This window comes from Saccharothrix sp. 6-C, assembly GCF_016695385.1.
In the GTDB taxonomy this organism is placed as follows: domain Bacteria; phylum Actinomycetota; class Actinomycetes; order Mycobacteriales; family Pseudonocardiaceae; genus Actinosynnema; species Actinosynnema texasense.
The window spans coordinates 4196278-4222668 of the sequence record NZ_CP064192.1; the positions used below are offsets into that span (position 1 = coordinate 4196278).

General features: G+C 73.4%; 17 protein-coding genes. 10 read left to right on the forward strand and 7 right to left on the reverse strand.

Annotated elements, in window-relative coordinates; translation table 11 throughout:
- Positions 1-82: 82 nt before the first annotated feature.
- The 5 genes from IOD16_RS17805 to IOD16_RS17825 are packed head-to-tail and all read right to left on the reverse strand — an operon-like array spanning position 83 to position 7046.
- Entirely contained in the window at positions 83-1615 is a 1533-nt protein-coding gene (locus tag IOD16_RS17805; RefSeq protein ID WP_201440929.1) for a GMC family oxidoreductase, read from the reverse strand.
- 31 nt (positions 1616-1646) lie between these two features.
- The gene (locus IOD16_RS17810; protein ID WP_201440930.1) at positions 1647-3059 is read right to left on the reverse strand and encodes a flavin monoamine oxidase family protein; all 1413 of its coding nucleotides are present in this window, start codon (positions 3057-3059) and stop codon (positions 1647-1649) included.
- Between the two features lie 29 nt (positions 3060-3088).
- Complete coding sequence (locus tag IOD16_RS17815; protein WP_201440931.1) at positions 3089-4243, reverse strand: acyl-CoA dehydrogenase family protein; 1155 nt, start codon at positions 4241-4243, stop codon at positions 3089-3091.
- Positions 4240-5493 (reverse strand): cytochrome P450 family protein, encoded by a 1254-nt coding sequence (locus tag IOD16_RS17820; RefSeq protein WP_201440932.1) that lies wholly within the window; start codon positions 5491-5493, stop codon positions 4240-4242. The genes IOD16_RS17815 and IOD16_RS17820 overlap by 4 nt, the downstream gene beginning before the upstream one ends.
- Positions 5490-7046, reverse strand: coding sequence for an aspartate aminotransferase family protein (locus tag IOD16_RS17825; RefSeq protein ID WP_201440933.1), 1557 nt, complete (start codon positions 7044-7046; stop codon positions 5490-5492). The genes IOD16_RS17820 and IOD16_RS17825 overlap by 4 nt, the downstream gene beginning before the upstream one ends.
- A 305-nt stretch (positions 7047-7351) precedes the next feature.
- On the opposite strand from IOD16_RS17825, the gene IOD16_RS17830 reads away from it, so the two are divergent.
- On the forward strand, positions 7352-8236 hold the full coding sequence (locus tag IOD16_RS17830) for an NAD(P)-dependent oxidoreductase (RefSeq protein WP_201440934.1): 885 nt from the start codon (positions 7352-7354) through the stop codon (positions 8234-8236).
- A 244-nt stretch (positions 8237-8480) separates the two neighbouring features.
- Here the strand turns inward: IOD16_RS17830 and IOD16_RS17835 are convergent, their stop codons facing one another.
- Complete coding sequence (locus IOD16_RS17835; protein ID WP_236595068.1) at positions 8481-11645, reverse strand: BTAD domain-containing putative transcriptional regulator; 3165 nt, start codon at positions 11643-11645, stop codon at positions 8481-8483.
- A gap of 193 nt (positions 11646-11838) precedes the next feature.
- Between IOD16_RS17835 and IOD16_RS17840 the strand changes: the two genes are divergently transcribed.
- The 8 genes from IOD16_RS17840 to qhpG all read left to right on the forward strand — a co-directional run bounded on the left by IOD16_RS17840 (position 11839) and on the right by qhpG (position 23118).
- Complete coding sequence (locus IOD16_RS17840) at positions 11839-12693, forward strand: NAD(P)-dependent oxidoreductase (protein ID WP_201440936.1); 855 nt, start codon at positions 11839-11841, stop codon at positions 12691-12693.
- A 36-nt stretch (positions 12694-12729) separates the two neighbouring features.
- Entirely contained in the window at positions 12730-14229 is a 1500-nt protein-coding gene (locus IOD16_RS17845) for an MFS transporter (RefSeq protein ID WP_201440937.1), read from the forward strand.
- Between the two features lie 87 nt (positions 14230-14316).
- Positions 14317-16440 (forward strand): BTAD domain-containing putative transcriptional regulator, encoded by a 2124-nt coding sequence (locus tag IOD16_RS17850; RefSeq protein ID WP_201440938.1) that lies wholly within the window; start codon positions 14317-14319, stop codon positions 16438-16440.
- 325 nt (positions 16441-16765) lie between these two features.
- Positions 16766-18193, forward strand: coding sequence for a ferritin-like protein (locus tag IOD16_RS17855; protein ID WP_201440939.1), 1428 nt, complete (start codon positions 16766-16768; stop codon positions 18191-18193).
- Complete coding sequence (locus tag IOD16_RS17860; RefSeq protein WP_201440940.1) at positions 18190-19581, forward strand: hypothetical protein; 1392 nt, start codon at positions 18190-18192, stop codon at positions 19579-19581. Before IOD16_RS17855 ends, IOD16_RS17860 begins: the two co-directional genes overlap by 4 nt.
- Positions 19578-20444, forward strand: a complete 867-nt coding sequence (locus IOD16_RS17865; RefSeq protein ID WP_123741763.1) for a hypothetical protein — start codon at positions 19578-19580, stop codon at positions 20442-20444. Before IOD16_RS17860 ends, IOD16_RS17865 begins: the two co-directional genes overlap by 4 nt.
- Positions 20441-21772, forward strand: coding sequence for a radical SAM/SPASM domain-containing protein (locus IOD16_RS17870; protein WP_201440941.1), 1332 nt, complete (start codon positions 20441-20443; stop codon positions 21770-21772). The genes IOD16_RS17865 and IOD16_RS17870 overlap by 4 nt, the downstream gene beginning before the upstream one ends.
- On the forward strand, positions 21769-23118 hold the full coding sequence (gene qhpG / locus IOD16_RS17875; protein ID WP_201440942.1) for a flavin-dependent monooxygenase QhpG: 1350 nt from the start codon (positions 21769-21771) through the stop codon (positions 23116-23118). The genes IOD16_RS17870 and qhpG overlap by 4 nt, the downstream gene beginning before the upstream one ends.
- A gap of 23 nt (positions 23119-23141) precedes the next feature.
- Here qhpG and IOD16_RS17880 read toward each other — a convergent pair whose 3' ends face one another.
- Complete coding sequence (locus IOD16_RS17880) at positions 23142-24479, reverse strand: glycosyltransferase 87 family protein (RefSeq protein WP_201440943.1); 1338 nt, start codon at positions 24477-24479, stop codon at positions 23142-23144.
- A 350-nt stretch (positions 24480-24829) separates the two neighbouring features.
- Here IOD16_RS17880 and IOD16_RS17885 point away from each other — a divergent pair, with 350 nt between their 5' ends.
- Positions 24830-26218 (forward strand): protein kinase domain-containing protein, encoded by a 1389-nt coding sequence (locus IOD16_RS17885; RefSeq protein WP_201440944.1) that lies wholly within the window; start codon positions 24830-24832, stop codon positions 26216-26218.
- Positions 26219-26391: the final 173 nt, after the last annotated feature.

Consider the following 26391-nt stretch of genomic DNA (forward strand, 5'->3'; position numbering starts at 1 on the left):
AACCGCGCGGTCCGCCCGGTAATGCGCCGACGACCCGCGCGCCGGGTGGCGCGCGGGTCGTCGGAGGTGGTATCGGGTGGGGTCAGCCGCGGTCTTCCCGGAGTAGTCCGGCGGCCCGTTCCGCGATCATCACGGCGTGGGCGTGGGTGTGCCCGCGCGGCGCCTCGGGGATCACCGATGCGTCGACCACGCGCAACCCCGGCACGCCGCGCACCCGCAGCCGTTCGTCCACCACGTCGCCCATCCGGCACGAGCCGACCGGGTGGAACACGGTGCTCGCCCGCTCCCGGACGTAGTCGACCACCGCGTCGTCCGCGGGCCACGGCGCGACCGGCCCGGTGTGCAGGCCGCTCAACGCCGCCGTGCCCAGCACCCGTTCGGCGAACCGCACCCCGGCCACGTACGCGCGCACGTCGGCCTCCTCGGTGAGGTAGCCGGGGTCGATGACCGGCGGCGCGGCCGGGTCCGCCGACACCAGCGTGAGCCGTCCCCGGCTGCGCGGGCGCAGCAGCACCACGCCCACCGTGTAGCCGGGGATCGGGTCGCCGTCGTCGGAGAACGCCATCGGCGACCAGATCAGCTCCACGTCCGGCGGCCCGTCGCCGCCGTCGGCGCGCAGGAACGCGACCGCCTCGCCGATGTTCGAGCTCGACGGCCCGGTCCGGTCGCGCTCGTACTGCTCGCGGCCGTCCTGGAGGAAGCGGGTGGCGGCCGGCGCGTGCACGGCCAGGTCGAGGATCATGTGGTCGTGCAGCCCGCGACCCACGCCGGGCAGGTCCACGCGCGGCGTCACGCCCGCCGCGCGCAACTCGGTCGCGGGCCCGATCCCGGACAGCAGCAGCAAGTGCGGCGAGCCGACCGCACCAGCGCACAGCACCACCTCCCGCCGGGCGGTCACCGCGCGGTCCGCCAGCCGCACGCCGGTGGCCCGGCCGTCCCGATCGAGCATGATCCGCTCCGCCCGCCGCCCGCTTAGCACGGTCAGGTTCGGCCGGCCCGAAGCGGGCTTGAGGTAGGCGTCGGCGGAGCTCCACCGGACGCCTTCGCGCTGCGTCACGGGCGTCAGGGCGCATCCGGTGTTGTCCGGACCGCCCAGGCCGCCCTCGACGGGCTTCAGGCCCACTTCCGCGCACGCGTCGAGGAACCGCGCGCTGCTCGGGTCGGGATCGCGCTGCGGCGAGATCCACAGCGGACCCGTCGTGCCGAACTCCGGACCGGCCTCGCGCTCACCCGCCCAGCGCTCCGCCCGCCGGAAGTACGGGTGCACGCGCTCCCACGACCACGACGGGTGCCAGTCGTCGAAGTCGGCCGCGTGGCCGGGCACCCACATCTGGAAGTTCGTGGCCGACGAGCCGCCGTGCACCCGGCCGCGCGGCCACGGCACCTCCCGTCCACCGAGGCCGGGCTGCGGCGCGGTGGTGAACGCCCAGTCGACCTCCGACCCGAACAGCTCCAGCGCGCCCAGCGGCACGCCGATGGCCGGGTGGTCGTCCGGACCGCCCGCCTCCACCAGGGCGACGGTGACGGCCGGGTCCTCGGTCAGGCGGGCCGCGACCACGCAGCCCGCCGAGCCCGCGCCCACCACCACGTAGTCGAACTCCTCCGCTTCCACCACGGCAACTCCTCCCACGAACGGGTTCGACGCGTCAGCGGGCCACCCGGACCGCCACCTGCTTCGCCGCCACCAGACCGGACTCCATCGCCCCTTCGACGTAACCGCTCCACCCGGAGGCGATGTCGCTGGTGGCGAACGAGATCCGGCCCTGCGGCTGCTGCACGGCGCGCAGCAGGCCGGTCAGCTGCCGCGGCTGCCGGAACGACCAGCCGCCGAGCGCGAACCGGTCGCCGCCCCAGTCGTGGCCCTTCACCGACAGCACCCGGGCGTCCGGCACGATCAACCGCACGGCTTCCTGCACCTGCGCGGCGTTGTTCACGTCCAGCCGCGGCTCGCCGCTGAACCCGATCATCAGCCAGCCCCGGGACGTCTGCTTGTACGGCACCAGGGTGTCCACCGGGTACCCCTCGGGCGCGTGCACGTAGGTGTTCCCGATCGAGGAAGCCAGGTGCAGCCACAGCTTCTTGGCGTTCGGCACGCCGAACGTCTCCTGCGACGCCTGGAGCTTGGCCGTCGACAGGCCGGGCGCGAACTCGATGGTGCGCCACACGTTCACCGGGACGGCCACGACCACCGCCGCCGCCGTGTGCGCCGAACCCGCCGCCGTGCGCACGGTGACCTGCCGGCCGTCGTCGGTGATGGACTTCACCGGCGTGTTCAGCAGCACCTCGGCCTGCGCCTCGGCCAGGATCGACCGGGCCAGGCCGTTCATGCCGGTGCTCGGCTTGTAGGTGTTGATGCCGTAGTACTGCTCGGCGTTGTAGTTGCACAGCGCCCACCAGTGCAGGAACTGCGTGTACGCGCCCCGCGTCGAGGCGCCGCCCAGGCCGCCGGTCGCCCCGGTGAGCCACTTCTCGTCCAGCGCGGACAGGTTCATCGAGTCCAGGTGCCGCCGGATCGTCAGCGCGTCCGGCGCCCGGAGCAGGTCGGCCCGCGCCAACGGGTTGTAGGCGTCGGGGAACAGCTCGCGGGCGCGTTCGCTGAACCGCGTCAGCAGCTCGCCCTGCCGGCCGAACGACTCCTCCGGCGGGAAGAACCCGAACCCGTTCTCCGTCGGGAAGAGCGTCCGCTCGGCGGCGCCGTCGGCGACGAACCCGATGCGCTGGGCCTCGATCTCCCGCCACACCGTGGTCTGCAACGGGTCGACCCACGTGCCACCCAGCTCGACCTGCTCGCCCTCGAACGTGGTCGTCCACGTCCGGCCGCCGATCCGGTCGCGTGCCTCCACCACGAGCACCCGCAGGCCGCGGCGGCGCAGCTCCCGGGCGGCGGTGACGCCGGCGAATCCGGCGCCCACGACGATCACGTCGTGGGTCGACCGGGTGCCCGTGCCCGCCGCCGACGCGACGGCGGGAGGCAGGGCGCTGCCCACGACGGCGGTCGTGGCCAGCGCCTTGAGGAAGCCGCGGCGGGTAGGGCCGGCGGCTTTGACCGACTGACTCATGTTTCTCGTGCCCCCAGTGGCATCCGGTGTTACAGGAACGGGGTCTCGGGGTCGAGGCCGACCAACACCCGCCCGTGGACCTCCAAGCTCATGTCGGGTGACATGAGGCCGTGCGTGGTCAGGCCGAGCAGGTCGCGGTGGTAGCGCTGGAACGACGCGGACCTGCTCAGCGCCGACGCGCCCGCGATGGTCTGGAGCGCCTCCACGGCTTCCTTGACGAGCAGGATCGCCGTGCCCGCCTGGCCGCGGACCGCCGCTTTCTCGTCCCACGTCGGCTGCTCGCCCGCGTCGGCGCGACGCTGGAGCAGGTCCACGTAGGACGCCGACAGCGTCTCGGCCGCAGTGATCTTGTTGGCGGCCAGCGCGACGCGGTGCTGCGTCAACGGGTGCTGCCGCTGGTCGGTCCACGACGTGTAGGCCAGGCCGCGGCCGGGCAGGCGCTCCAGGAAGACCTCCAGCGCGCCCTTGGCCATGCCGATGTAGGCGGCGACGGACTCCGCGACGACGTAGCTGATCAGGCTGTACGCCCGGCCCTGCGCGGTGGGCGTGCGGCCGGCGACGCCCTCCATCAGCGCGTCTTCACCAGTGACGACGCGGTGCGCGGGCACGAACACGTCCTTGGCCGTGGTGGTGGAGCTGCCGGTGCCCGACGCGGCGGACACGTGCCAGTCGTCCGCGATGGTCAGCTCCGACATGGGCACCATCGCGAACACCTCCTCCTCCGTGCCGTCGGGGTGTTCGGCGATGGCGGCCAGCAGGTCCCAGTGCGCGCCCCGGCAGCCGGTGTTGAACCGCCACGAGCCGTTGAGCAGGTAGCCGCCCTCGGTCGGGGTGGCCTTGGCGGTGGGCGTGAAGCCGCCGGAGATGCGCACCGACCCGCCCGCGAAGATCTCGTCCTGCGCCTGGTCCGGGTACAGGGTGGCCATCCAGGCACTCGACACCCACGCGACCGCCGTCCACGCGGTCGACCCGCAGCCGCGGCCGATCTCGGTGAGCACGGCGATCTGCTCGGCCATCGGCAGGTCCAGGCCGCCGAACCGGCGCGGCACCGCCATCGAGAACACGCCCGCCTTGTCCAGCAGGTCGACGTTCTCCTCGGGAATCCAGCGGTTCTGCTCGGCCTCGGCGCCGTTCTCGCGCAGCCTCGGCACGATGTCGCGGACCGCGTCCAGCACTTCGCTCATGGCGTTTCCTCCCCGGTTCGGGTCAGCACTACGGGCAACGTCTCGTGGCCGTTGGAGATGAACGACCCCAACGGGCGCAGGTCCTCGGTCGGCACCGCGAGCCGCAGCCGCGGGAACCGGGCGAACAGGGCGGGCAGACCGACCGCGGCCTCCAGGCGGGCCAGCGGCGCGCCCAGGCAGTGGTGCACGCCGTGGCCGAACGCCAGGTGGTCGCGACGCGTGGGCCGGGTCGGGTCGAACTCGGCGGCGTCCTCCCCGTGCACCTTCGGGTCACGGCCGGCCGCGCCGAAGGCGATCACCATCGGGTCGCCCTTCGGGATGAACGCGTCACCGAGGTCGATGTCCTCCACGGCGTAGCGCAGCGGCAGGTTCGGGAACGGCGCTTCCAGCCGCAACGACTCCTCGACCACGTCCTCCCACGCCGACGAGCCGTCCAGCACGGCGGCGTGCCGCTCGGGGTGGGTCAGCAGCAGGGCGATGGTCTGGTCGAGCAGGTTCACCGTCGTCTCGTGGCCCGCGGTGAACATCAGCAGCACGGTGTCGACCAGCTCGCGCTCGCCGAGGTGGCCGCCGTCCTCGTCGTGGGCCTGGATCAGGCCGGTGGTGACGTCGTCGCCGGGCCGGGTGCGCTTGATCGCGACCAGCTCGTGCAGCAGCCGGTACAGCTCCAGCTCGTTGGCCTTGACCTGCTCGGGCGAGGCGGAGGTGTCCATGATCTCGTGCACGGACCGCAGCAGCGGACCGCGGATCTCGTCCGGGATGCCCAGCAGCTCGGAGATCACCCGGACCGGCAGCGGGTAGGCGAACCGCTCGCGCAGGTCGACGACCTCGCCCGCGGGCACCTCGGCCAGCCCGTCCAGCAGCTCCTCGGTGATGGCCTCGATGCGCGGGCGCATCGCCTGCGTGCGGCGGGCGGTGAACGCCTTGGCCACCAGCTTGCGCAGCCGGGTGTGCTCCGCGCCGTACGCGGTGATCATGTTGCGGTCGGCGACCCACATCGCCAGCGACCACGTCTGCGCCAGCTCGCTCTCGCCGTTCTCCCACGCGGGCCAGTGCCGGTAGGTGTCGCGGGACACCCGCCGGTCGGTCAGCAGCTGCTTGATCAGCGCGTGGTCGGTGACCCACCACGCGATCACCCCGCCGGGGAGCTCCACCCGCACGGCGCGCCCGAGCGCGCGCAGGCGCTCGGACTCGCCGTGGATGTCGCGCCCGGCCGTGTCGATGACCGGGTAGCCGACTTGGTTGGTCATGCGAACTTGCTCGCGTCCTGGTCCCGGAGGATCCGGCACACGTCCCGGAACCCGGCGTCGACCTGGGCCAGCTCCTCGTCGCTGAGGTAGATCGACGGCTCGAAGCGCATCGTCTCCAGGTTGGAGGCGGTGGAGAAGATGCGGATGCGGTGCTTGCGCAGCAGGTGGCCGCCGATGACGAACGCCAGCGCCTCGTACTCGACGGCCTCGCGGATCTCCGGGTCGGCCGACTTGCTCTGGTCGTGCAGCTCGAAGCCGAGCATCAGGCCTTTGCCGCGGACCTCCTTGACCACGTCCGGGTAGTCGGCCTTGATCGCTTCCATCATCGCCACGGCCTTGGCGCCACGCTCGGCCGCGAGCTGGTAGGCCTTGCCGCCGTCGGCTTCCAGCATCTCCAGGAACTTCAGCGCCAGACGGCTGGAGAAGCCGTCGCGGCCGAAGGTGGAGGTGTGCATCAGCTCGAAGTCCTTGCGGTAGCGGTGCTCGTTGACCAGCACCACGCCGAGCTTCGCCAGGCCGCCGCCCAGCGCCTTGGCCAGGATGATGTAGTCGGGCTTCAGGTCGATCTGGGTGCCCGCGAGGAACGTGCCGGAGCGGCCCATGCCGGACTGGATCTCGTCGGAGACCAGCGGCACGCCGATCCTGTCGCACGCCTCCCGCAGCGCCCGGGCCAGCTCGCGGCTGATCGGGAAGATGCCCGCCTCACCCAGGATCGGCTCGACCAGGAACGCGGCGAACACCGGGAAGTCGCGCTCGACCAGGTCGACCACGCCGTCCTGCACGACGACGTCCAGCAGCGCGGCCCGCTCCTCCTCGACGACCTTCTCGATCATCTCCGGGCGGTCGCGCGGGATGAACCGGGCCTGCGCGGCGAGCGCCTTGAACGGGCCGCGGAACTCCTCGTTGAACGTGAGCTGGACGCTGCTGACGAGCTTGCCGTGGAAACCGCCCTCCAGGGCGAGGAACAGCGGCGGCCGGGCCTCGGTCTCGGCGTTGCGGCGGCGCACCTCGGCGACGAGCCGGTCGAAGTCCGCGCCGCCGGCGAGCCCGGCGGCGGCCTCGGAGACGCGGGCGCCACTCGCGATGGCGGAGCGGGCGGCCTCGACGTTGGCCTCGATGCCCTCCTTCAGCTCCTTGATCCGCATGCCGCGGTCGAGCTCGGCGTGCTTGATCGTGATTTCCACGGCCTCGGCGCCGGAATTGCCGAACAGGCCGTAGAACTTCTCGTCGGTCTTCAGCTCGCGGCGGATGATCTCGTTCAGCTTGGCCGCGAGGTCGAGCGCGTAGGAGTAGCCGGAGAACTGGGCGTGCACGGGGGTCTGCTGGTCCAGCAGCCACTTGGCGTGCTCGACCAGTTCGGGGTTGTTGTGCCCGAACATCAGCGATCCGAACCCGCTCGCGGCGTCGAAGACGCCGACCTCGCTGCCGTCGTCGGCCAGGTAGTGGAGGGTGTTGCCCTCGGCGCGCACGTACTTCAGCGCCAACCCGAACTCCGACAGCACTTCGACGAGGTAGGAGTCCGCGAATTCGGGCGCACCAGGAGAAGCGCTCATTTCTCACTCCGATCGAGGTGAATGGTGAGGTGGAGGTCCGCGCCCGCGGTTTCGGCGAGCGACGCTGTTCTATCGCAGGTCGGAGGGGGTGCCGGTCATCGCGGGTTCACCGGAACGGCCGATGACCGGGCGATGAGCGGGCAATTACCCGCACGCCCCGGAGGCGGACCTCTCGCCGGCGGCGGAGCGGTTGGAGAGCGGCCTGAGAGGGGGTCGCGCCAGACTGGCGTGGCGGTAGGCGAACGACGGTGGGGAGCACCACCCCGCCCTCCGTCGAACCAGGACAGCATGAGGAGAACTTGCAGATGACTTCGGACAACCGCGCACCGGTGACAGTGGTCGGCTTGGGGTCGATGGGCTCGGCGCTCGCGAAGTCCTTCGTGGCCAAGGGGCACCCGACCACCGTCTGGAACCGCACGCCCGAGAAGGCCGACGACCTGGTGGCCGAGGGCGCGGTCCGGGCCGCCTCCGCGGCCGAGGCGGTGGCCGCGAGCGAGCTGGTCGTCGTGTGCGTGCTCGACTACCACGCGATGCGCGAGCTCTTCGACCCGCTCGGCGACGCGCTCTCGGGTCGCACCGTCGTCAACCTGACCTCCGGCACGCCGGAGGAGGCCCGGGAGACGGCCGAGTGGGCCGCCGAACGGGGCTTCGACTACGTGGACGGCGCGATCATGGCCGTCCCCCCGATGATCGGCTCCGAGGAGGCGCTGATCTTCTACGGCGGGTCGAAGGCGGTCTACGACGCCCACTCCGCGAGCCTCGCCACGATCGCCGGCGCGGGCACCTACCTGGGCGAGGACGTGGGACTGCCGTCGCTGTACGACGTGGCGCTGCTCGGCCTGATGTGGACCACCTGGGCGGGCTTCATGCAGTCGCTCGCCCTGGTGAAGTCGGAGAACGTCGCCGCTGCGGCGTTCCTGCCGTACGCGCAGGCGTGGTTCGAGCACGTCGTCTCGCCCGAGGTGCCCGGCATCGCGGGCCAAGTCGACGCGGGCGACTACCCGGACGAGGGTTCGGCGCTCGGCATGCAGGCCATCGCGATCGAGCACCTGGTGGACGCGAGCCGCGCCCAGGGCGTGGACGCCGCGCTGCCCGAGTTCCTGAGGCAGCGGGCACAGGAGGCGATCAAGCGCGGGCACGCGGGCAGCGGGTTCGGCGCGCTGTTCGAGGTGCTGCGCAAGCCCGAGTAGCCGGCCGACGACGGCGCACGCCCACCCTCACGACCGGGGCGTGCGCCGGTGGTCCGACCGGGTCCGGGCGAGTGGGCGGTCCGGGCGCACGGTGTTCGCGGGTGCGGCCGGCGGCCGGCGGGCTGTGTCCGCGGCGGTGGTCGTCGCGGGTGTGTCCGCGCCCTCGACGCGGACCGCCGTGCCGGGTGTGGCGGGCCTGCGGGCGAGGGTCGTGATCGGAGCCGCCGCAGCGCGCTCCCGGCCGTCACGGTTCTCGGCCGACCAGGCTGTGCGCCGTGACGGGGTCGAGCGCGCGGCCGTGCGCGTGGTGAGTCTCGAACTCGTCGCCCAGGGCTTCCCGCAACGTGCTCTCGATCCGCCTCACGTCGCCGCGCTCGGCCTCGGGCAGCGGCGCGCCGGCGGTCTCGCGGGCGGCGGTGGCGGCGCCGAGCAGGATGGCCGACTCGACGTGGCGGCGTGCCACCATCAGCGCGCCCGCCAGACCTTCCAGGGCCAGCGCGAGCGAGCGGGGGTCGCCGGTGGTCTTCGCCGCCGAGTACCCCTGCTGGTGCAGCGCCAACGCAGCCGCCGCGTCGCCGCGCTGCTCGGCCACGAACCCCAACTCGGCCAGGATCAGCGCCTCGCCGACGTCGCCGTCCAACTGGCGGCACCAGTCCAGCCAGCGCCGCAGGTGCGCTTCGGCCGCGTCCAACCGGCCCTCCCTGCGCGCGCCGAGCCCCAGCCCGACCTCGGCGAACTGCTCGCCGAAGGTGAAGCTCTGCTCCGCGGCCAGCCGCATCGCGCGCTCGTGCAGCTCGCGCGCCTGCGGGTAATCGGCCTTGAGCAGCGCGATCCGGGCCAGGCCGGACAGCTTGGTCGACACCTCCGACCACAGCCCCAGCGTCTCGGCGATGCGCAGGCCTCCGCGGTGCACGCGCACCGCGTGGTCGTAGTCGCCGCGCACCTCGGCCAGCGACGCCAGCGCGTCACCGGCCTGCAGCTGGCCCCAGCCGTCGCCGATGTCGCGGAACAGCCCGGCGCTCTCCTCGCCGTACTGCTGGGTCGTGCTCAGGTCGCCGCGCAGCACGGCCTGCGTCGCCAACGCGGCCAACGCCGCCGCCGTGCCCCACCGGTCGTCCAACGCGCGGAACTCGCCCAACGCCCGGTCGATGCGCTTCTCGCTGCTGTCCTGGTCGCCGTACCCGATGCGGGCGAACCCGAGGAACCAGCGCGCCGTGGCCCGGCCCAACGGGTCGGCGATCTCGTCGGCCAGCTCGTCGTAGTTCTCCAGCGGGTAGCTCGACTCGCCCGCGCGCAGGCTGAACCCCGCCTGCCAGGCGAGGGCCTTCGCCCGCTCCGACGGGTCGCAGCGCCCTTCGATGGCCAACGCCGCCGCGAACGCCCGCGTGGCTTCGCCGAGCCGTCCGCGCAGGAACCAGTACCAGGCCAGCGCGTTGACCGTGCGCAACGCCAGGTCCGCCCGGCCCTGGTGCGCCGCGGTGTCCAGGGCGACCCGGAGGTTGGCGGCCTCGACATCGGTGAGTTCGAGCCAACGGCGCTGGTCGGGGCCGCGCAGGTGCGACATCACCCGCACGGCGAAGTCCGCGTGGTAGGCGGCGTGCCGGGCCCGCGTCCGATCGTTCTCCCCCGCTTCGCGCAGCCGCTCGGCGCAGTAGGCGGCCACCGACTCGGGCAGCCGGTACCGGCGCGTTCCGGCCACGTCCGACGCGCTCACCAGGCTCCGGTCGACCAGCCGGGCCACCAGGTCCAGCACCTCGTCCTGCCTGATGCCGTCGCCGGCGCACACCTCTTCGGCCGCGGTCAACGGGCAGCCGCCGCTGAACGCCGCCATCCGGCGCAGCACCACGCGTTCCCGGTCCGACAGCAGCTCCCAGCTCCAGTCGACCGCCGCGCGCAGGGTCTGCTGCCGCGCGGGTGCGCCACGCCTGCCCACGGTCAGCAGCGTGAAGCGGTCGCGCAGGCGGCCCGCGACCTCGTGCACGCCCAGCGCGCGCACCCGGGTCGCGGCCAGCTCCAGCGCGAACGGGATGCCGTCCAGCCGGCGGCAGATCGCGTGCACGGCGTCCACGGTGGACTCGTCGAGCGCGAAATCCGGGGCCGCCGCGGTCGCGCGCGCCACGAACAGCTCCACGGCCGTGGACACGCCGTCGCTGTCGGGGAGGGTCAGCGGCGGGACGGTCCACAGCCGCTCGCCCGCGATGCCCAGCGGTTCCTGGCTGGTGGCCAGGATGCGCACGCCGGGCGCGGCCATCAGCAGCATCTCGGCCACCTCGGCGACCCGCTCGACCACGTGCTCGCAGTTGTCCAGCACGAGCAGCAACTGCTTGGTGCGCAGCGCGTCGGACAGCCGGGTGATCAACGCGATCGGCGGCCCCGCGCCGGTCACGTCGTCCCGCACGCCCAGCACCGTCGCCACGACCTCCACCACGCCCTCCGCCGACTCCAGCGTGGCCAGCTCCACGAGCCAGATGCCGTCCGGGTAGTGGTCGGCGACCCGGGTCGCCGCGGCCAGCGCCAACCTCGTCTTGCCGACGCCGCCGATGCCGTTGAGCGTGACCAGCCTGCTGGCGTCCAGCAGCGCCCGGACCTGCCCGATCGCCGCGTCCCGGCCGATCAGCGGCGTCATCTGGGCGGGCAGGTTGGTCAGCGGCCGGGCGGCGGTCGTGATCGGGGACGGCATGGGCGTGAGCTGGAGGTCGCGCTCCAGGACCTTCTGGCGCAACGCGACCAGCTCGGCGCTCGGCTCCAAGCCCAGCTCGCCGACCAGCACCGACCGCAGGGCGTCGAAGCTCGCCAGCGCCTCGCTCTGCCTGCCCGCGGCGTACAGGGCGCGCATGTGCGCGGCACGCAGTCGCTCGCGCAGCGGGTGGCGGGCGAGGAGGTCTCCCAGCTCGCCGACCAGCAGCCCGTGCTCGCCGAGGCCCAGCATCACCTCCGCCCGGTCCTCCAGCGCGGTGAGCCGCAGTTCCTCCAACCTCGCCACGACCGGGTGGGCGAACTCGGCGTCGGCGAAGTCCGCGAGCGCCGGGCCGCGCCACTGCGCCAGCGCGTCGCCCAGCACCGCCGCCCTGGCCCGCAGGTCGGCCGTCTGGTGCGAGGCGGCCAGCAGCGCGGCGAACCGGCGCGCGTCCACCGCGTCGGCGGGCACGTCCAGCAGGTAGCCCGGCGGGCGGGACACCACCAGCTCGCCCGCGCCCGGCTCGGCGTCCTCCAGCGCCCGGCGCAGCTGCCAGACCTTGGTGTGCAGGGCTCCCGCCAGGTTGCTCGGCGGCGAGTCGCCCCACAGCTCGTCGGCGAGGCGGTCCGCCGAGACGGCCTCCCCGTCGTGCGCCAGCAGGCACGCCAGGAGGGTGCGCGCCTTCACCCCCGGGACGGGGACGACGTGGTCGTCCTCCGTCCAGACGGTCAAGGGCCCCAGGATGCCGAAACGCACAAACACACCATAACGGGATCTGATCAAGGTCAAGTGTCACGAAGCGCGTGCTCACGAACACTCACCGAGAGACCCGAGAGGCCTCCGAGAGGTGATCGGGAGGTGCCTCGGCGAGGGTGGTGACGTCATGATGAGGAGGGCGGAGATGACGGCGGGCGACCGTTCGCCTGTGACGGTGATCGGCCTCGGGCCGATGGGTTCGGCGCTCACCCGGGCGTTCGTGGACGCGGGTCACCGGACGACGGTCTGGCACCGCTCCCACCAACGCCCCGACGAGCCGGCGGCCAACGGCGCGATCCGCGCCGCGACGCTGGTGGAAGCCGTGTCGGCGAGTCCGATGGTGGTCGTTCGCGTGGTCGATCACCGCGCGATGCGGGAGATCGTCAACTCGCTGGGCGACACCACCGGCCGGGTGCTCGTGAACCTCACCGCGGGCACTGCGGAAGAGGCCCGCGACACCGCCTCCTGGGCGGCGTCGCGGGGCGTCGGTTACCTCGACGGCGCGATCCTCACGACCGCTGAAGAGCTGGGTGCGGATACCACGCTGACGTTCTACGGAGGTCCGAAGGAGCTGTACCAGGAGCACGAGCCGACGCTGGCCGCGTTGGGCGGCACCTGCACTTACCTGGGCGACGACGTCGGGTTGCCCGCGCTGTACGAGGTGGCGTTGCTCGGTGTGATGTGGAGCGCGTGGGCCGGTCTGCTGCACGGGCTCTCGCTGGTGTCGACCGAGCACCTGGCCGCCACCGACTTCCTGCCGCACGCCACGCGGTGGCTGCGGCGGGTCGTCGGCTCGGTGCCCGAGCTGACGGCCGGCGTGGACCTCGGCGAGTACCCCGGCACGACGCTCGGCCACCAGGCCGTGGTGGTCGAGCGCCTGCTCGCCGCGAGCCGCGCGGGCGGGGTCGACGACGGCTTGCCGCGCTTCCTGCTCGCGCGGGTGGAGCAGGCGATCCGCCGCGGCCACGCGGGTGACGGGTTCGCGAGCCTGATCGAGGTGCTGCGCGACCCGCACTCCGACTGAGCACGCTCACTTGCCTGGAACTGGAAGGGGAAGCACATGGAACGCACCGAACGGGCCGGGGCCAAGGAGTGGCTCGGGCTCGCCGTGCTCGCGTTACCGACCCTGCTGTTGTCGGTGGACGCGACGGTGCTCTACCTGGCGTTGCCGCACCTGGGGGCGGACCTGCGTCCCAGCGGCGCGGAAACGCTGTGGATCATCGACGTGTACGGGTTCATGATCGCGGGATTCCTGATCACGATGGGCACGCTCGGCGACCGGATCGGCCGCCGGAAGCTGCTCATGATCGGCGCGCTGGCGTTCGGCGTGGCGTCGGTGGCCGCCGCCTACGCCACCGACCCGGCGCTGCTGATCGGCGCGCGGGCCCTGCTCGGCATCGCGGGCGCGACGCTGATGCCCTCCACGCTGGCGCTGATCACCACCATGTTCCACGACCCCGGTCAACGCGGTGCCGCGATCGGCGTGTGGGCGGCCTGCTTCTCGGCGGGTGTGGCGGCGGGTCCGCTGATCGGCGGCGCGCTGCTGGAGCTGTTCTGGTGGGGCTCGGTGTTCCTGCTCGCGGTGCCGGTGATGGTGCTGCTGCTGGTGGCCGCGCCGATCCTGCTGCCCGAGTCGCGCGACCCGCAGCCGGGCAGGCTCGACCTGGTGAGCGTCCTGCTGTCGCTGGCGGCGATCCTGCCGGTGATCTACGGGCTCAAGGTCGTGGCGTCGGACGGCGTCGAGGCGGGTGCGGTCGCGGCGGTCGTGGTCGGCTTGGTGGCCGCCGTGGTGTTCGTGCGCCGGCAGCGGTCGCTGCCGGACCCGTTGCTGGACGTCCGGCTGTTCGCGCGGCCCGCGTTCCTGGGCGCGCTGCTGGCCCTGCTCGTGGGTCTGGCGGTCGTCGGCGTGGTCTACATGTTCGTGACGCAGTACCTGCAGATGGTGGCGGGGCACTCGCCGCTGGCCGCGGGCCTGTGGCTGCTGCCCTCGGCGGTGGCGATGATCGTGGCGTCCATGGCGGCGCCCGCGCTGGCCAGGCGGGTCCCGGCGGGCCGGCTCGTCGCGGCGGCGCTGGTCGTGTCGGCGGCGGGCTACCTGCTGCTGGCGTTCGTGGACGGTCCCGGCGGCCTCGCGCCGGCCGTGATCGGGCTGGTCGTGGTGTACCTCGGCATCGGACCGATGATGGCGCTGGGCACGGAACTCGTGGTGGGCGCCGCACCTCCCGCGCGGGCCGGGTCCGCGGCGGCGATGTCGGAGACGAGCATGGAGTTGGGCCTGGCGCTGGGCGTCGCGGTGCTGGGCAGCGTGGGCACCGCGGTGTACCGGTCCGAGCTGCCCGAGGGCACGCCCGCCGACGCGGTGGAGTCGCTGGCCGGCGCGCTCGCCGTGGGCGGCGCGGACGTGGTCGAGGCGGCGCGGTCGGCGTTCACCTCGGGGTTGAACGTCGTCGGCTTGGTCAGCGCGGTGGCGACGGTGGCCATCGCGGTGGTGACGGCGGTGCTGGTGCGCCCGTCCTCGACGTCCGGCCAGGAGCCTGTGGCGGAGAAGAGCAACGCCTGACGTTTCACTCGGCAAGGCCGCGTCAGACGTGGTGGCCGGGGCGGGACACCTGCTCCGGCCGGTCCGACAACAGCTGGGGGAACAAACATGGAGTTCCGATTACTGGGTCCGTTGGAAGTGCTGCACGACGGGCGACCGAGCTCGCTCGGCGGCATCAAGCAGCGTGCCACGCTCGGTTTCCTGCTGCTCAAGGCGAACCAGGTGGTGCCGACCAGCCAGTTGCTGTGCGCGCTGTGGCCGGGGGAAGACCCGCCCGCGTCGGCGCGGAAGATGCTGCAGAACGCGGTGTGGAGCCTGCGGGCCGCGCTGTCGTCGAGCGACGGGCCGGGCGCGCCCCGGCTGTCCACCCAGGCGCCCGGGTACGTCTTGCAGGTGGACCCGGCGCGGGTCGACCTGTTCCGGTTCCACGAGCTCGCCGAGCGCGGCCGGGCCGAGCAGGGCAGGCCCGAGGTGGCGGCGAAGGTGCTGCGGGAGGCGTTGGCCACGTGGCGCGGCGCGGCGTTGGCCGACCTCGTGGAGAGCGGCATCTGCTGGCCCGAGCTGACCGTGGTGGAGAACGCCCGCCTCGACGCGATGGAGGACTACTTCGACGCGGAGCTGGCGTGCGGCAGGCACCAGTCCGTCCTGGGCGAGCTGGAGGCGATGGTCGAGGCGGAACGGCTGCGGGAGCGCTCGTGCGGCCAGCTGATGCTGGCGCTGTACCGGTGCGGGCGGCACGCGGACGCGCTCGCCGTGTACAGCAGGCTGCGCACCTCGTTGGTGGACGACCTGGGCCTGGAACCCGGGCCGGCGCTGCAGGCGCTCCAGCACGCCATCCTCACGCACGACCCTTCGCTGGCGCTGCCCGCCGGACGGGAGCGGGCCGTGGTGCGGCACCTGCGGCCGGTGGAGCCGATCCCGGCGCCCCGGACGTCGTCGGGCGCTCAGCGGCGGCGCCTGACCGTGGCGCTGGTGCGGGTCCGGCCGCGTCGCGGCGTCACCGGCGCCGACCCCGCCGTGGTGGACCACGCGCTGGCCGCGGCGACCACGATGGTGCGGTCGGGCATCGAGGAGCTGGGCGGCACGGTGGCCACGTCCATCGGCTCGGCGTCGCTGGCCGTGTTCGGCGGGCCGTACTCGCAGGGCGACGACGAGGCCCGGGCGGTGCGGGCGGCGTTGGCGCTGCGCGACTGCTTCGCCGACGGGATGAGCCGCGACCTCGCCGTGCACATCGCGGTGGCGACCGGTGAGGCGCTGGTGCTGACCGAGCCGGACGCGCCGCCGACGGTGAACGGCGCGCTGGTCGACCACTGCCACCAGGTGCTGTCGTCGGTGCCGGAGGGCGCGGTGTGGATCTGCCGGCGGACCAGGGAGCTGGCCGGCGCGTCTTTCCACGGCACGGAGACGGCGGACGGCGCGTGGGAGGTCACGGGTTGTCGCGGCCACGCCGACGAGCACGACAGCGAGCTGGCCGTGGTGCGCGGGCTGCTGGACCGGACGCTGCGCCGCGAGGCGCCGCACCTGGTGACGGTGCTGGGCGAGCCCGACGGGTTCCTGGACCGGTTCGCCGGCTCGGTCGACGGCGTCCGGGTGCTGGACAGCCGGGTCGTGGACGGCGAGCCGTCGGGCGCGGTGGCGGACATGCTCCGCCGGTGTTGCGGTGCGCGGCCGGAGGACGGCTCGGACACCGTGCGGGCGCGGCTGGCGGCGGCCGTGTGCGCGGCGGACCGGGCCGAGGCGGACGTGCTGGCGACCCGGCTGCTGCCGCTGTTCGACCCGACGTCGCCGGACGCCGGTGTGCTGACGGCGTGGCGGCGGTTCGTGGAACTCGTCGCCCGCGACCACCCGTTGGTGGTGGTGCTGCGCGACGTGCACCTGGCGGGCGAGGACGTCCTCGACGCGGTGGAGCGCCTGGCGGACTCGGACAACCCCGTGCCGCTCCTGGTGGTCGTGTCCGCCCGACCCTCGCTGCTCGACCGGCGGCCGAGCTGGGGCGGCGGCAAACCGCACGCGGCGTCCATCACCCTGGACCCACCGCGTGACGGCACCGTCGACCGGCTGCGGCGGGTGATGCTGTCGACCGCGGACGACGGTCCGTTCGGCGCCGGTGGCGCCGACGCGTGGCCGAGGCGCGAGCCGGAGAACGCCACCCTGGCCCTCTGGCGTCCGGACCGGCGTGCCGCGCACGTCATGGCGCTGGCGGGGCTGCCGGCAGGCGCGAACGGCGCCTGACCGGCCACGCTCCGGTCCACCCGGGCCTCGGGTCGTCGAACTCTTCCTCGGACAGACGACCCGAGCCCCCTCTCCACGCGACCCCGGCCATCCCGCCGCCGACCCGGCCGGGCATCCCATTCGCCGATCCCGACGGGTGATGCCGGCGACTGTCCGTCAGCACGGGTGCCCCGGCCGGATGAGGGGGTTCACCGGCTCGACTGGCGTCGGCCGTGACGGGGGCGCGGGGCGTCCGGACGCCGGCACTCTCGCCCGTGCGCCCTTCAGTCGGGCGGGACGGGGGTAGGGCATGCGGTCGAGGGTGCACAGGCATCTCGCTTCGGTGGTGCCGGAGCTCTTCGAGGACCAGGCGCCGGCGGTGGCGGCGTTGTCGGTGGCGGGGTCGCTCGGCGCGGAGGAGAAGCGGCCGGTCCTGCCGCCGGAGTTCAACTGGCGCGACTACACCGTCATGCTGCTGCACGTCGCGGCCGAGATCGAGCACTCGCTGATGGTCCAGTACCTGTTCGCCGCCTACTCGATGGGCGGGCCGCAGGTGCCCGAGGCGCGGCGGGACGACGTGCGCCGGTGGCAGGAGGTCGTCCTCGGCATCGCGAAGGAGGAGATGGGCCACCTCGTCACGGTGCAGAACCTGCTCACCGCGCTCGGCGCGCCCGTCAACCTCGACCGCGAGGACTACCCCTGGGGCTCGGACTTCTACCCCTTCCCGTTCACGCTGCGCCCGTTCAGCGCGACGTCGCTGGCCGCCTACGTGGTCGCGGAGAGCCCCGAGACGTGGTCCGGCCCGAAGGCCGACGAGATCAAGCGGGTGGCCTTCGAGTCCACCGGGCAGTACGTCAACCGGGTGGGCGCGCTCTACAGCCGGGTCGACGCGATCCTGAAGGACGAGGAGTTCCTGCCGGACGAGTCGTTCCACTCCGGGACGCTGCCCTACCAGGCGTCCTGGGACGAGTGGGGCCGCGGCTACACGCGGGGTGAACGCGGGCAGGACTCCGGGAACGTGCCGGACGTCAAGTCGCCCGAGCTGCTGGTCTTCGGCGTGTTCTCGCGGGACTCGGCGCGCCGGGCGCTGCACGAGATCGGCGAGCAGGGCGAAGCGCCGGACGCGGACCTCGAGGACGAGACCTCCCACTTCAACCGGTTCCTGGGCATCTACGAGGAGCTGACCGCGTGGCCCGAGGGCGACCAGGCGCTGGTGTCGCGGCCGGTCGCGCAGAACCCGGTGACCGAGCACCGGCTCGACGAGTCGGAGGTGGCGGCGCTGGGCGTCGCGGAGGTGACCACCAGCCCGATCACCGACCCCGTCACGGCGCTGTGGGGCCACCTGTTCAACCTGCGCTACCGGATGCTGCTCACCGACATCTCCCACGCGTTCCGGCTCGCCGGCCCGGTCGACAACGGCGGCGTGCTCACCGGGCGCGGCGCGCTGGTGCACCGGGCGTTCGCGGAGATGTACAACCTGCGCGCGCTCGCCGGGCGGTTGGTGGACCTGCCGCTGGAGCGGGACGCGCCGGACGGCCCGCGCGCCGGGCCGCCGTTCGAGATGCCCTACAGCCTCGAACTGCCGCACCACGACCACGACCGCTGGCTGCTGCAACGCGATCTGGTGCAGGCCTCCCGGTTGCTCACCGACCAGCTGCTGAGCACCGACCCGTCGTGCGGCGGCGACCCCTACCTGGTCGCGCTGCGCGAGTCCGACCAGCGGGCGCTGGAGCAGGTCGAGCACATCCTCAGCCGCAAGGGGTGCACGCGATGACGTCGATCGAGGAACTGCGCGTCCTGCCCCCGCTGGCCGTCGGACGGCTCGGGGCGGCCGTCGAGCCGATGGACAACTACACCGCCGAGACCGACCCCGACCAGCCGCTCGCGCCGCGTCGGCTGCGCCCGGCGCCGACGTTCCGCGTCGACCGGACCTCCGGCGCGATCACCGGCGTCGAGACCCCCGGGGAGCTGCGGTTCACCGACGGGCAGGGCAAGGTCCGCCCCGTCGCGCCGTTCCTGGAGGTCTGGGCGCTGACCGACGACCACGTGCTGCGGCCCCTCACCCTCGACCTGCTGCGCCTCAACGGCCTGACGCCGGGCGACGTGCGGTGGCGGGTCCGGGTCGGCAACCACAAGATCCAGCGCCGCACCTACGACGACCGGGACCGGATCGACGCCGACACGGAGTGGTTCAGCGACCACGCCGCGCACGCCTTGAACGGGCTGTGCCCCAACTTCCTCGAGGGCCGGTCCCTGCCGCTGGGCCACGCGCGCTACCTCCAGCCGACGCCCGGGTTCCCCGGTGTCCGCCTGCGGTTCACCCCCGCCGGCGGCCACGTCTACGGCTCCGCGTACACCGACCGGCCCACCGACCCCGACCCGAACGTCGTCGACTTCCTCTACGACGCCACCAAGGGAACGTGGCGCGGTCACGCGGACCAGGCGGGCGACCCGCGGCTGACGATCCCGGCGCAGATCTACGCCGGCGACGACGGCCCGAACGGCTCCTGGGTGAGCCGGGGCTACCTGGACGACGAGTGCGACGGCCTGGTGCACGTCAAGCTCGAGGTCTCGGGCCGGGAGCTGACCGCGTTCGGCCGCATCGGCGCGGGCCCGCCCGCCTACGCGCCGGACTCCGTCCCGATCCGGACCGTCGCGGACGAGCTCGACCAGGCGTTGTCCGGGCCCAGGGCCACCGCCGGCGACACGCTGGAGCAGGCCCGCGCCTTGGCCGAGGAGGTGCTGCGCCGGGCCACCGAGACGGTGCGGCTGATGAACACGGAGGTGATGAACGGCAACACGGTGGACGGGCGGGTCGACGCGGCCAGCACGATGGTGCGGCAGGACACGGCCGACACCGGGAGGTTGTTCGAGCCGATCATGGCGCCGTCCCTGGTGGACACCGCCGCGGTCCTCGCCCTGCACCAGAACGTGCTCGCCGCCCTGCGCAGCGGCACCGCGCCGTGGTTCGCCGACGTGCTGCGCGACCACGACGAGGTGGGTGACCTGACCGCCAAGGGCAGGCGCAAGATGCCGGCGCTGATGCGCGGCGCGGACGGCCGGTCACTGGCACTGACCCGCCGCCAGGTCGACCTCGTCCGCCTGGCGGCCCGGCAGGCGATCTTCCGGCAGGACACCGACGACCCCGAGGTGCCGCGATGAGCGACGATCACATCGACCCGATGAACCTCACCGCGCAACTGCACTACCGAGCCGCCGGCAACCCGCCGAGCACGCTGCCGGAGTCGGCGATCTCCAACGCCTTCCCCGGTCTGGAGTTCGACATCCGCAACATCTGGCGCAGGCTGCTGGTCGGCATCGAGCTGCACGAGTCCGACAACTACGTCGTGGCCGCCGACCCGGGGCACGAACGGCTCGTCGGCCGCCGCCTGCTGACCGTCGCCGGCCACGACGTCATCGGCGGCCTGGTCGGCCCGACCCGTCCCGGCGCCGGGTCCTGGCCGCTGACCACGCCGACCAACCCGGACGGCGTGACCATGCTGGAGTGGTCGAACTCGCTGGCCGACGTGCTGGCCGAGCACGTGGGCCGGAGCGTGCCGTGCCTGTTCACCAGCGGTCCCGCGCCGAACCCGGTCGGCAAGCCCGCGGCGCTGCCCGACCCCGGCTTCGAGGTGGTGGAGCTGGAGGTCAGGCCGCTGTTCGCGAGGAGCGCGGAGACCGGCGACCCGCTCGCGGTGATCGCCGAGGAGATGGCCGGGCCGGGCGATCTGACCCGCGGCCTGTGCTCGCCCTGGCAGAACGACTACCGCGAGTGCGCCTGCTACTACTGGGCCGCCAGCCGGCCGGACTACGTCAACGTCGAGGACACCGCCGCGGGCACCAGCACCGGCAACCACTGGTTCGCCAAGGACCGCGAGCCGCGCGTGTACGTGCTCGACGGCCGCGACGACTCCCGGCTGGTCAGCTACGACGACCTGTTCCAGGACTGGCAGGGCAGGTTGCGGTTCATCGTCGGCGGCAACGACGCGCCCGAGCACCTCGAAGCCGAGCAGGAGGACCGATGACCGCGAGCCGGCTGTTCGAGGCGTCCACCCCCGTCCACCCCGACGTCCACCTGCTCGACACCGACGCCGGGCCGCGCGTGCTCGTCGCCGACGGCAGCCGCCTGTTCGGCGTCGGCCGGGCCCTCTACGACCGGATCGACGCCGCGCGCCGCGACCCCGACCCGCGGGCGATGGACGTGCTCCTGGCCGACCTCGGCCTCGACGCGCCGCGCCAGGTGGACGACCTCGCGCCGGATCCGCCGCCGGTGCGGGCGCTGTCGCTGGCCGTCGCCCAGAAGTGCAACCTCGGCTGCACCTACTGCTACGCCCGGCAGGGCGACTTCGGCGGGCCCGCCAAGAACATGCCGGAAGCGACCGCGTTCGCCGCCGTGGACACCCTGTTCCGCGACGCCGCCCCCGGTGAGCGCGTCAACCTCGCGTTCCTCGGCGGCGAGCCGCTGATCAACCGACCGGTCGTGCGCGCCGCGACCGGGTACGCCGTCACGGTGTCGCGGCGGACCGGCATCCCGGTCACCTTCTCCATCACCACCAACGGCACCCTGCTCACGCCCGAGGACGGCGAGTTCTTCGAGGCGCACGGCTTCGCGGTCACGGTCAGCCTCGACGGCGTCGGCGCGCGCCACGACCTGCTGCGACCGCACCGCGACGGGCGCGGCAGCTACCGGCGCGTCATGGACCGGGTCGCGCCCCTGCTGGCGATGCAGCGCCGGATGCAGGTCTCGGCCCGCGTCACGGTCACCCCGCTCAACCTGGACCTGCCGCGCACGCTGGACGAGTTCACCGCCGCCGGGTTCCACGGCGTCGGTTTCTCCCCCATGCTCAGCTCCCCCACCGGGCAGGGCGAGATGGCGTCGGCGGACCTCGAGGTCATGCTGGAGCAGATGACCGCGTGCGGCGAGGAGTTCCTCCGCCGGGTCCTCGCCGGGCAGCGCTACCCGTTCACCAACCTGGCCACCGCGCTGCGGGAGATCCACCGCGGCACGCACCGGCCCTACCCGTGCGGCGCGGGCGCGGGCTACCTCGGCGTGTCGGCCGACGGCGACCTCTCGGCGTGCCACCGGTTCGTCGGCGACGAGGACGGCGCGATGGGCGACCTGACCACCGGGGTGGACGACGTCAAGCGCGCCCGCTGGCTGACCGACCGCCACGTGCACCGGCAGGAACCGTGCAACGGCTGTTGGGCCCGGTACCTGTGCGGCGGCGGCTGCCACCACGAGGTGATCCGCCGCGGTCGGCCCGCCTGCGACTACATCCGGGGCTGGCTGCACCACTGCCTGACCGTCTACAGCCGCCTGCTCGCCGCGCGCCCGGACTACTTCACCGGATGACGGACGTCTGCGTGATCGGCGGCGGCCCGGCCGGTTCCGCGTGCGCCCTGCGCCTGGCGCGCCTCGGCCACCGGGTCGTGCTGCTGGAACGCCGACCGTTCCCCCGCCCCCACGTGGGCGAGGCGCTGTCGCCCGGTGTCCGGCCGCTGCTCGACGTGCTGGACCTCGGGCACGCCCTCGACGACGCCTTGCCGTCCACGGGCGCCTTGGTGCGCTGGGAGGACGCCACGACCCGCCTGGTCGCCCCCGATCCCCGTGCCGCCACCGTCGACCGGGGGCGGTTCGACCACGCCCTCCTGGCCGCCGCGCGGGCCGCCGGTGTCGAGGTCCGCCAACCGTCCCGCGCCGGACGCCCCAAGCGCACCGGCGCGGGCTGGGACATCCCCCTGGCCGGGGGGACGCTGCACGCCCGGTTCCTGGTCGACGCGAGCGGGCGGCACCGCGTCTCGGGCGGCACGACCACCGCCGCCGGACCCAGGACCCTCGCCCTGCACGCCGTCTGGCACGGGGCCGGCCCGACCCGGATCGGCACGGGACCGCAGACCTGGTGCTGGGGCGCGCCCCTGCCCGACGGCACGTTCCGCGCCATGGCGTTCACCGACGCCGAGCTCCTGCGCGCGCACCGCCCGGACCGCCTCTACCACCGGCTGCTGGACAGCACCGGCCTGTTCGCGGACCGCCCGGCGTCGCTCGACGTCGCCGTCTGCGACGCCACGGCCTACCGCGACGACGACCCCGTCACCGAGGACAGCGTCAAGATCGGAGAAGCGGCCTTCACCCTCGACCCGCTGACGTCGTCCGGAGTGGACAGCGCGCTGCACAGCGCCTTGGCCGCCGCGGTCACCGTCCACACCGTCCTCTCGGACGGTGACCGGGTCGCCGCCCTCGCGTTCTACCGCGACAGCCGGGACCGGACCGCGACCCGCCACACCACGTGGACGGCCGCCCACTACGACCGCCACCGCCCCCACCGCGACCGACCGTTCTGGCGTCGCCGGGCCACCCCGCCACCCCGGACCCCGCCGCCCTTGATCCCGCCGCCCACCCCGCTGGCCCCCGAGCACCTGCACCGCCCGGTCCGGCTCTCCCCCGACGCCGTCGTCGTGCCGACCCCGTGCCCGGTGGGAGACCTGGTCACGATGCGCCGGGCGCTGACCCACCCGGCCCTGGCCACGCCCGTCGCCCACGTCGGGGGCGCCGAGCTGGCGCCGCTGCTGGACTGCGTCGAGCGCAGCGCGTCCCTCGCCGACCTGCTCCGCACCTGGTCGGCCCACCTGCCCGCCCGGCACGCCGAGGCGACGGCGAAGTGGCTGTTCGACGCGGGGCTGCTGGTGGTCGCGCGGTGAGCTGAGCCCACCGCGCGACGGCTTCAGCTCCTGTGCGTGGCCTGTGGTCGTGCCTGCTGCGGTTCGGCCTGCTCCGGCACGGCGTCCACCGGCGCGACGCCCACTGGCACGATGTCCGCCGGTGCCACGTGCACGGGTTCGGCCGACCCGGGTTCCGTCGGTCCGATCCGGGCCGGGCGCAGCCTCGGCAACCACACCGGCAGCAGGGCGATCACGATCGCGGCGGGCGTGACGATGCCGGTGAGGGTGACGAAGAGGTTGCCCAGAGGGGTGAAGCTGAACGGCAGGTCGTCGGACGGCCCGCGCATGCCGATGATCCACAGCGGCGTCGCGTACCACGCGAACCCCAGGACCAGGAGCACCCGCGGCAGCACGGTGGCACGCCGCCACGTGGCGGTGGCCAGCCAGACCAGGGCGGGCACCACCCACACGCCGTGGTGCACCCACGTGATCGGCGAGACCAGCTGCGCGCCGAAGGCGATCACCAGGAGCCCGACCACGTCGTGACCGCGACGGTGCGCCCACACCGCCCCGGCCAGGCACGCGACCGCCACGACCGCGCTCACCGCCAGCGCCCAGGCCGGCGCGGTCCCCTGGGCGGACAGGCGCGCGAAGAACCCCGCCAGCGAGTAGTTGACCACCAGGTTGTTCGGCGAGATGCGCGTGGTGTCGAAGAAGACGCCCTGCAACCAGTAGGCGCGCGAGTCGGCGAGCAGGAGGGCGGACCCGACCAGCACGGTGGCGGCGAACGCGGCGAGGGCCTGGCAGGCGGCGCGACGGCGGCCGGTGAAGAACAGGTAGGCGACGAAGAACAACGGCGTGAGCTTGATCCCGGCGGCGATGCCGGTGGCGATGCCCCGGTAGCGCTCGGGCAGCGCCGGCAGGAAGTCCAGCAGGATCAGCGCCATCAGCAGCAGGTTGACCTGCCCGAGCAGCACGTTGAGCTGCACGGGCGCCAGCAGCGAGGCGCCGGCCGTGCAGGCGGCCACCAGCAGGGCCGTGTTCCGCCGGGCGGTCGTCGTGCCGGTGAGCCGCAGGACCATCCAGACGGACGCGCTCAGCGCGAGGTAGCCGACGGCGGTCCAGGTGAACTGCGCGGCCACCACCGGCAGCAACGCCACCGGCACCGCCACGACGGCGGCGAACGGCGGGTAGGTGAACAGCATGCCGTTGTGGAAACCGGTCTCGTAGAGCCGCTGGCCGTCCAGGACGGCTTGGCCCGCACCCCGGTAGACCGCGAGGTCGATCATCCAGAAGGGGATGAACACGCCGGAGAACAGCACGGCGTGCGCGGCGAGCGCGAGCGCGACCGCGAGGGCCGGGCCGATGGCGACGAGCCGACGTCGGCTGAGGTTGGTCATGGTGGGTTGTCCTTCACCGGTGCGGATCAGCGAACGGTTTCCGGGATGACGCCCAGAACTGCTCCGTCGATTGTTCGATCTCCTCGACGCAGGGCACTCGACCGAATTCGATCACGAGCCTACAACGCCCTGATCAGCCATGTTCTTGCACGAAACGGTGAAACACCGACCCGTAGGCGTGAAGCCCGAGCGATATCTAGCTTTGCGTGACCGCTCGGAAAAGCATTGTTCGACGGTGGTCGGACGCGGGTGGCAACCGGCCCCGGGCGGGTGCGGATCGGCGAACGGGTCGCGTCGCGGCGAGGCCGCGGAGGTGGCCGACCGACCGGTCGGACAAGTAGCTTCTGGCTGTGTCGGAACGGGACGAGGTCATCGCCGGGCGGTATCGGCTGGTCGAGTTGGTCGGGCGCGGGGCGGCCGGCGCCGTCTGGCGAGCGCGCGACGAGCGCCTGGGGCGGTCGGTCGCGGTCAAGCTGCTCAACGCGGCGGACTCGCCGAGCGCGGTCGAGCGGATCGTCCGGGAGGGCCGGGTGGCCGCACGGCTGCGGCACCCCCACGCCGTCACCGTGCACGACGTCGTGGAGCACGGCGGCAAGCCCTGCCTGGTGATGGAGTACCTGCCGTCGAAGACGCTGGCCGAGCTGGTCGACGAGCGCGGCCCGCTGCCCGAGGAGCTGGTGGCCGGCGTCGGCTGGCAGGTGGCGTCCGCGCTGGCCGCCGCCCACGCCGACGGGATCGTGCACCGGGACGTCACGACGTTCAACATCCTGCTGGGCGAGGACGGCACCGCGAAGATCGCCGACTTCGGCATCGCCCGGGCGATCGGCGAGCACACCGTGACCGACGCGCGGGTGGTCGTCGGCACCCCCGCGTTCCTCGCGCCGGAAGTGGCCGCGGGCCAGGAGGCGGTGTTCGCCTCCGACGTGTACTCACTGGGCGCGACGCTCTACGCCGCGATGGAGGGCCACCCGCCGTTCGGCACGACCGACAACCCGTACGCCCTGCTCCGCCGGATCGCGGACGGCGAGGTCGCGCCGATGCGCTTCTCCGGCCGGCTGGGCGACGTCCTGGCACGCGTGCTCCGCCGGGACCCGGCCGAGCGGCCGACGATGGCCGAGCTGCACGGCCTCCTCGGCGCGGTGATGGAGGGCAGACCGCTGCCGGGTGAGCCCCGGCCCGAGCCCGACGCCGCGCAGAACGGCGACACCCGCCCGCTGCCCGCGCCGCGCCGCGTGCCGTGGCGTCGGGTCGCCCTCGTCGCCGGCGCCGTCGTGCTGGTCGCGACGGGCATCGTGATCGGCGACTCGCTGTCCCGCACGGACCCGGCCGGCAACGCCGAACCGGCCCCGGACGACTCGACCACCGCGACCACGACGACGAGCAGCAGCACCGCCACCGCCACGACCAGCGCCGCCGTCAGCTCGACAGCCACCACGCCGGCCGCGTGCACCGCCCGCTTCGGGATCACCAACTCCTGGCCGGGCGGCTACCAGGCCCACGTGACGGTGCGCAACACCAGTGGCCGCGCCCTCAGCTCGTGGACGGTGACCTGGCCGCGCCCGGACGGCCACGCGATCAGCAATTTGTGGAACGGCGGCCTCACCCTCGACGACGATTCGGTGACCGTGGTCAACGCCGCCCACAACGGCAAGCTGCCCGTCGACGGCTCGACCACGTTCGGCTTCACCGCCAACGGCCCGTCCGTCCCGGACCCGGACCTGACCTGCGCGTCCGGCTGAGCGGGTGGGCGGCGCGAGGGGAAAAGGGTGGTCAGACCGGCGCGGAGGCTGGTTTGCTCAACGTTCCGCGCCAGTCTGACCCGGTCGACCGGAGCCGACCTACCGTGTAGACACGCGTGCACACGGCCAGCCGGGACTACCCCGGTCGGACGCTGCGTACACGTGCGCGCACG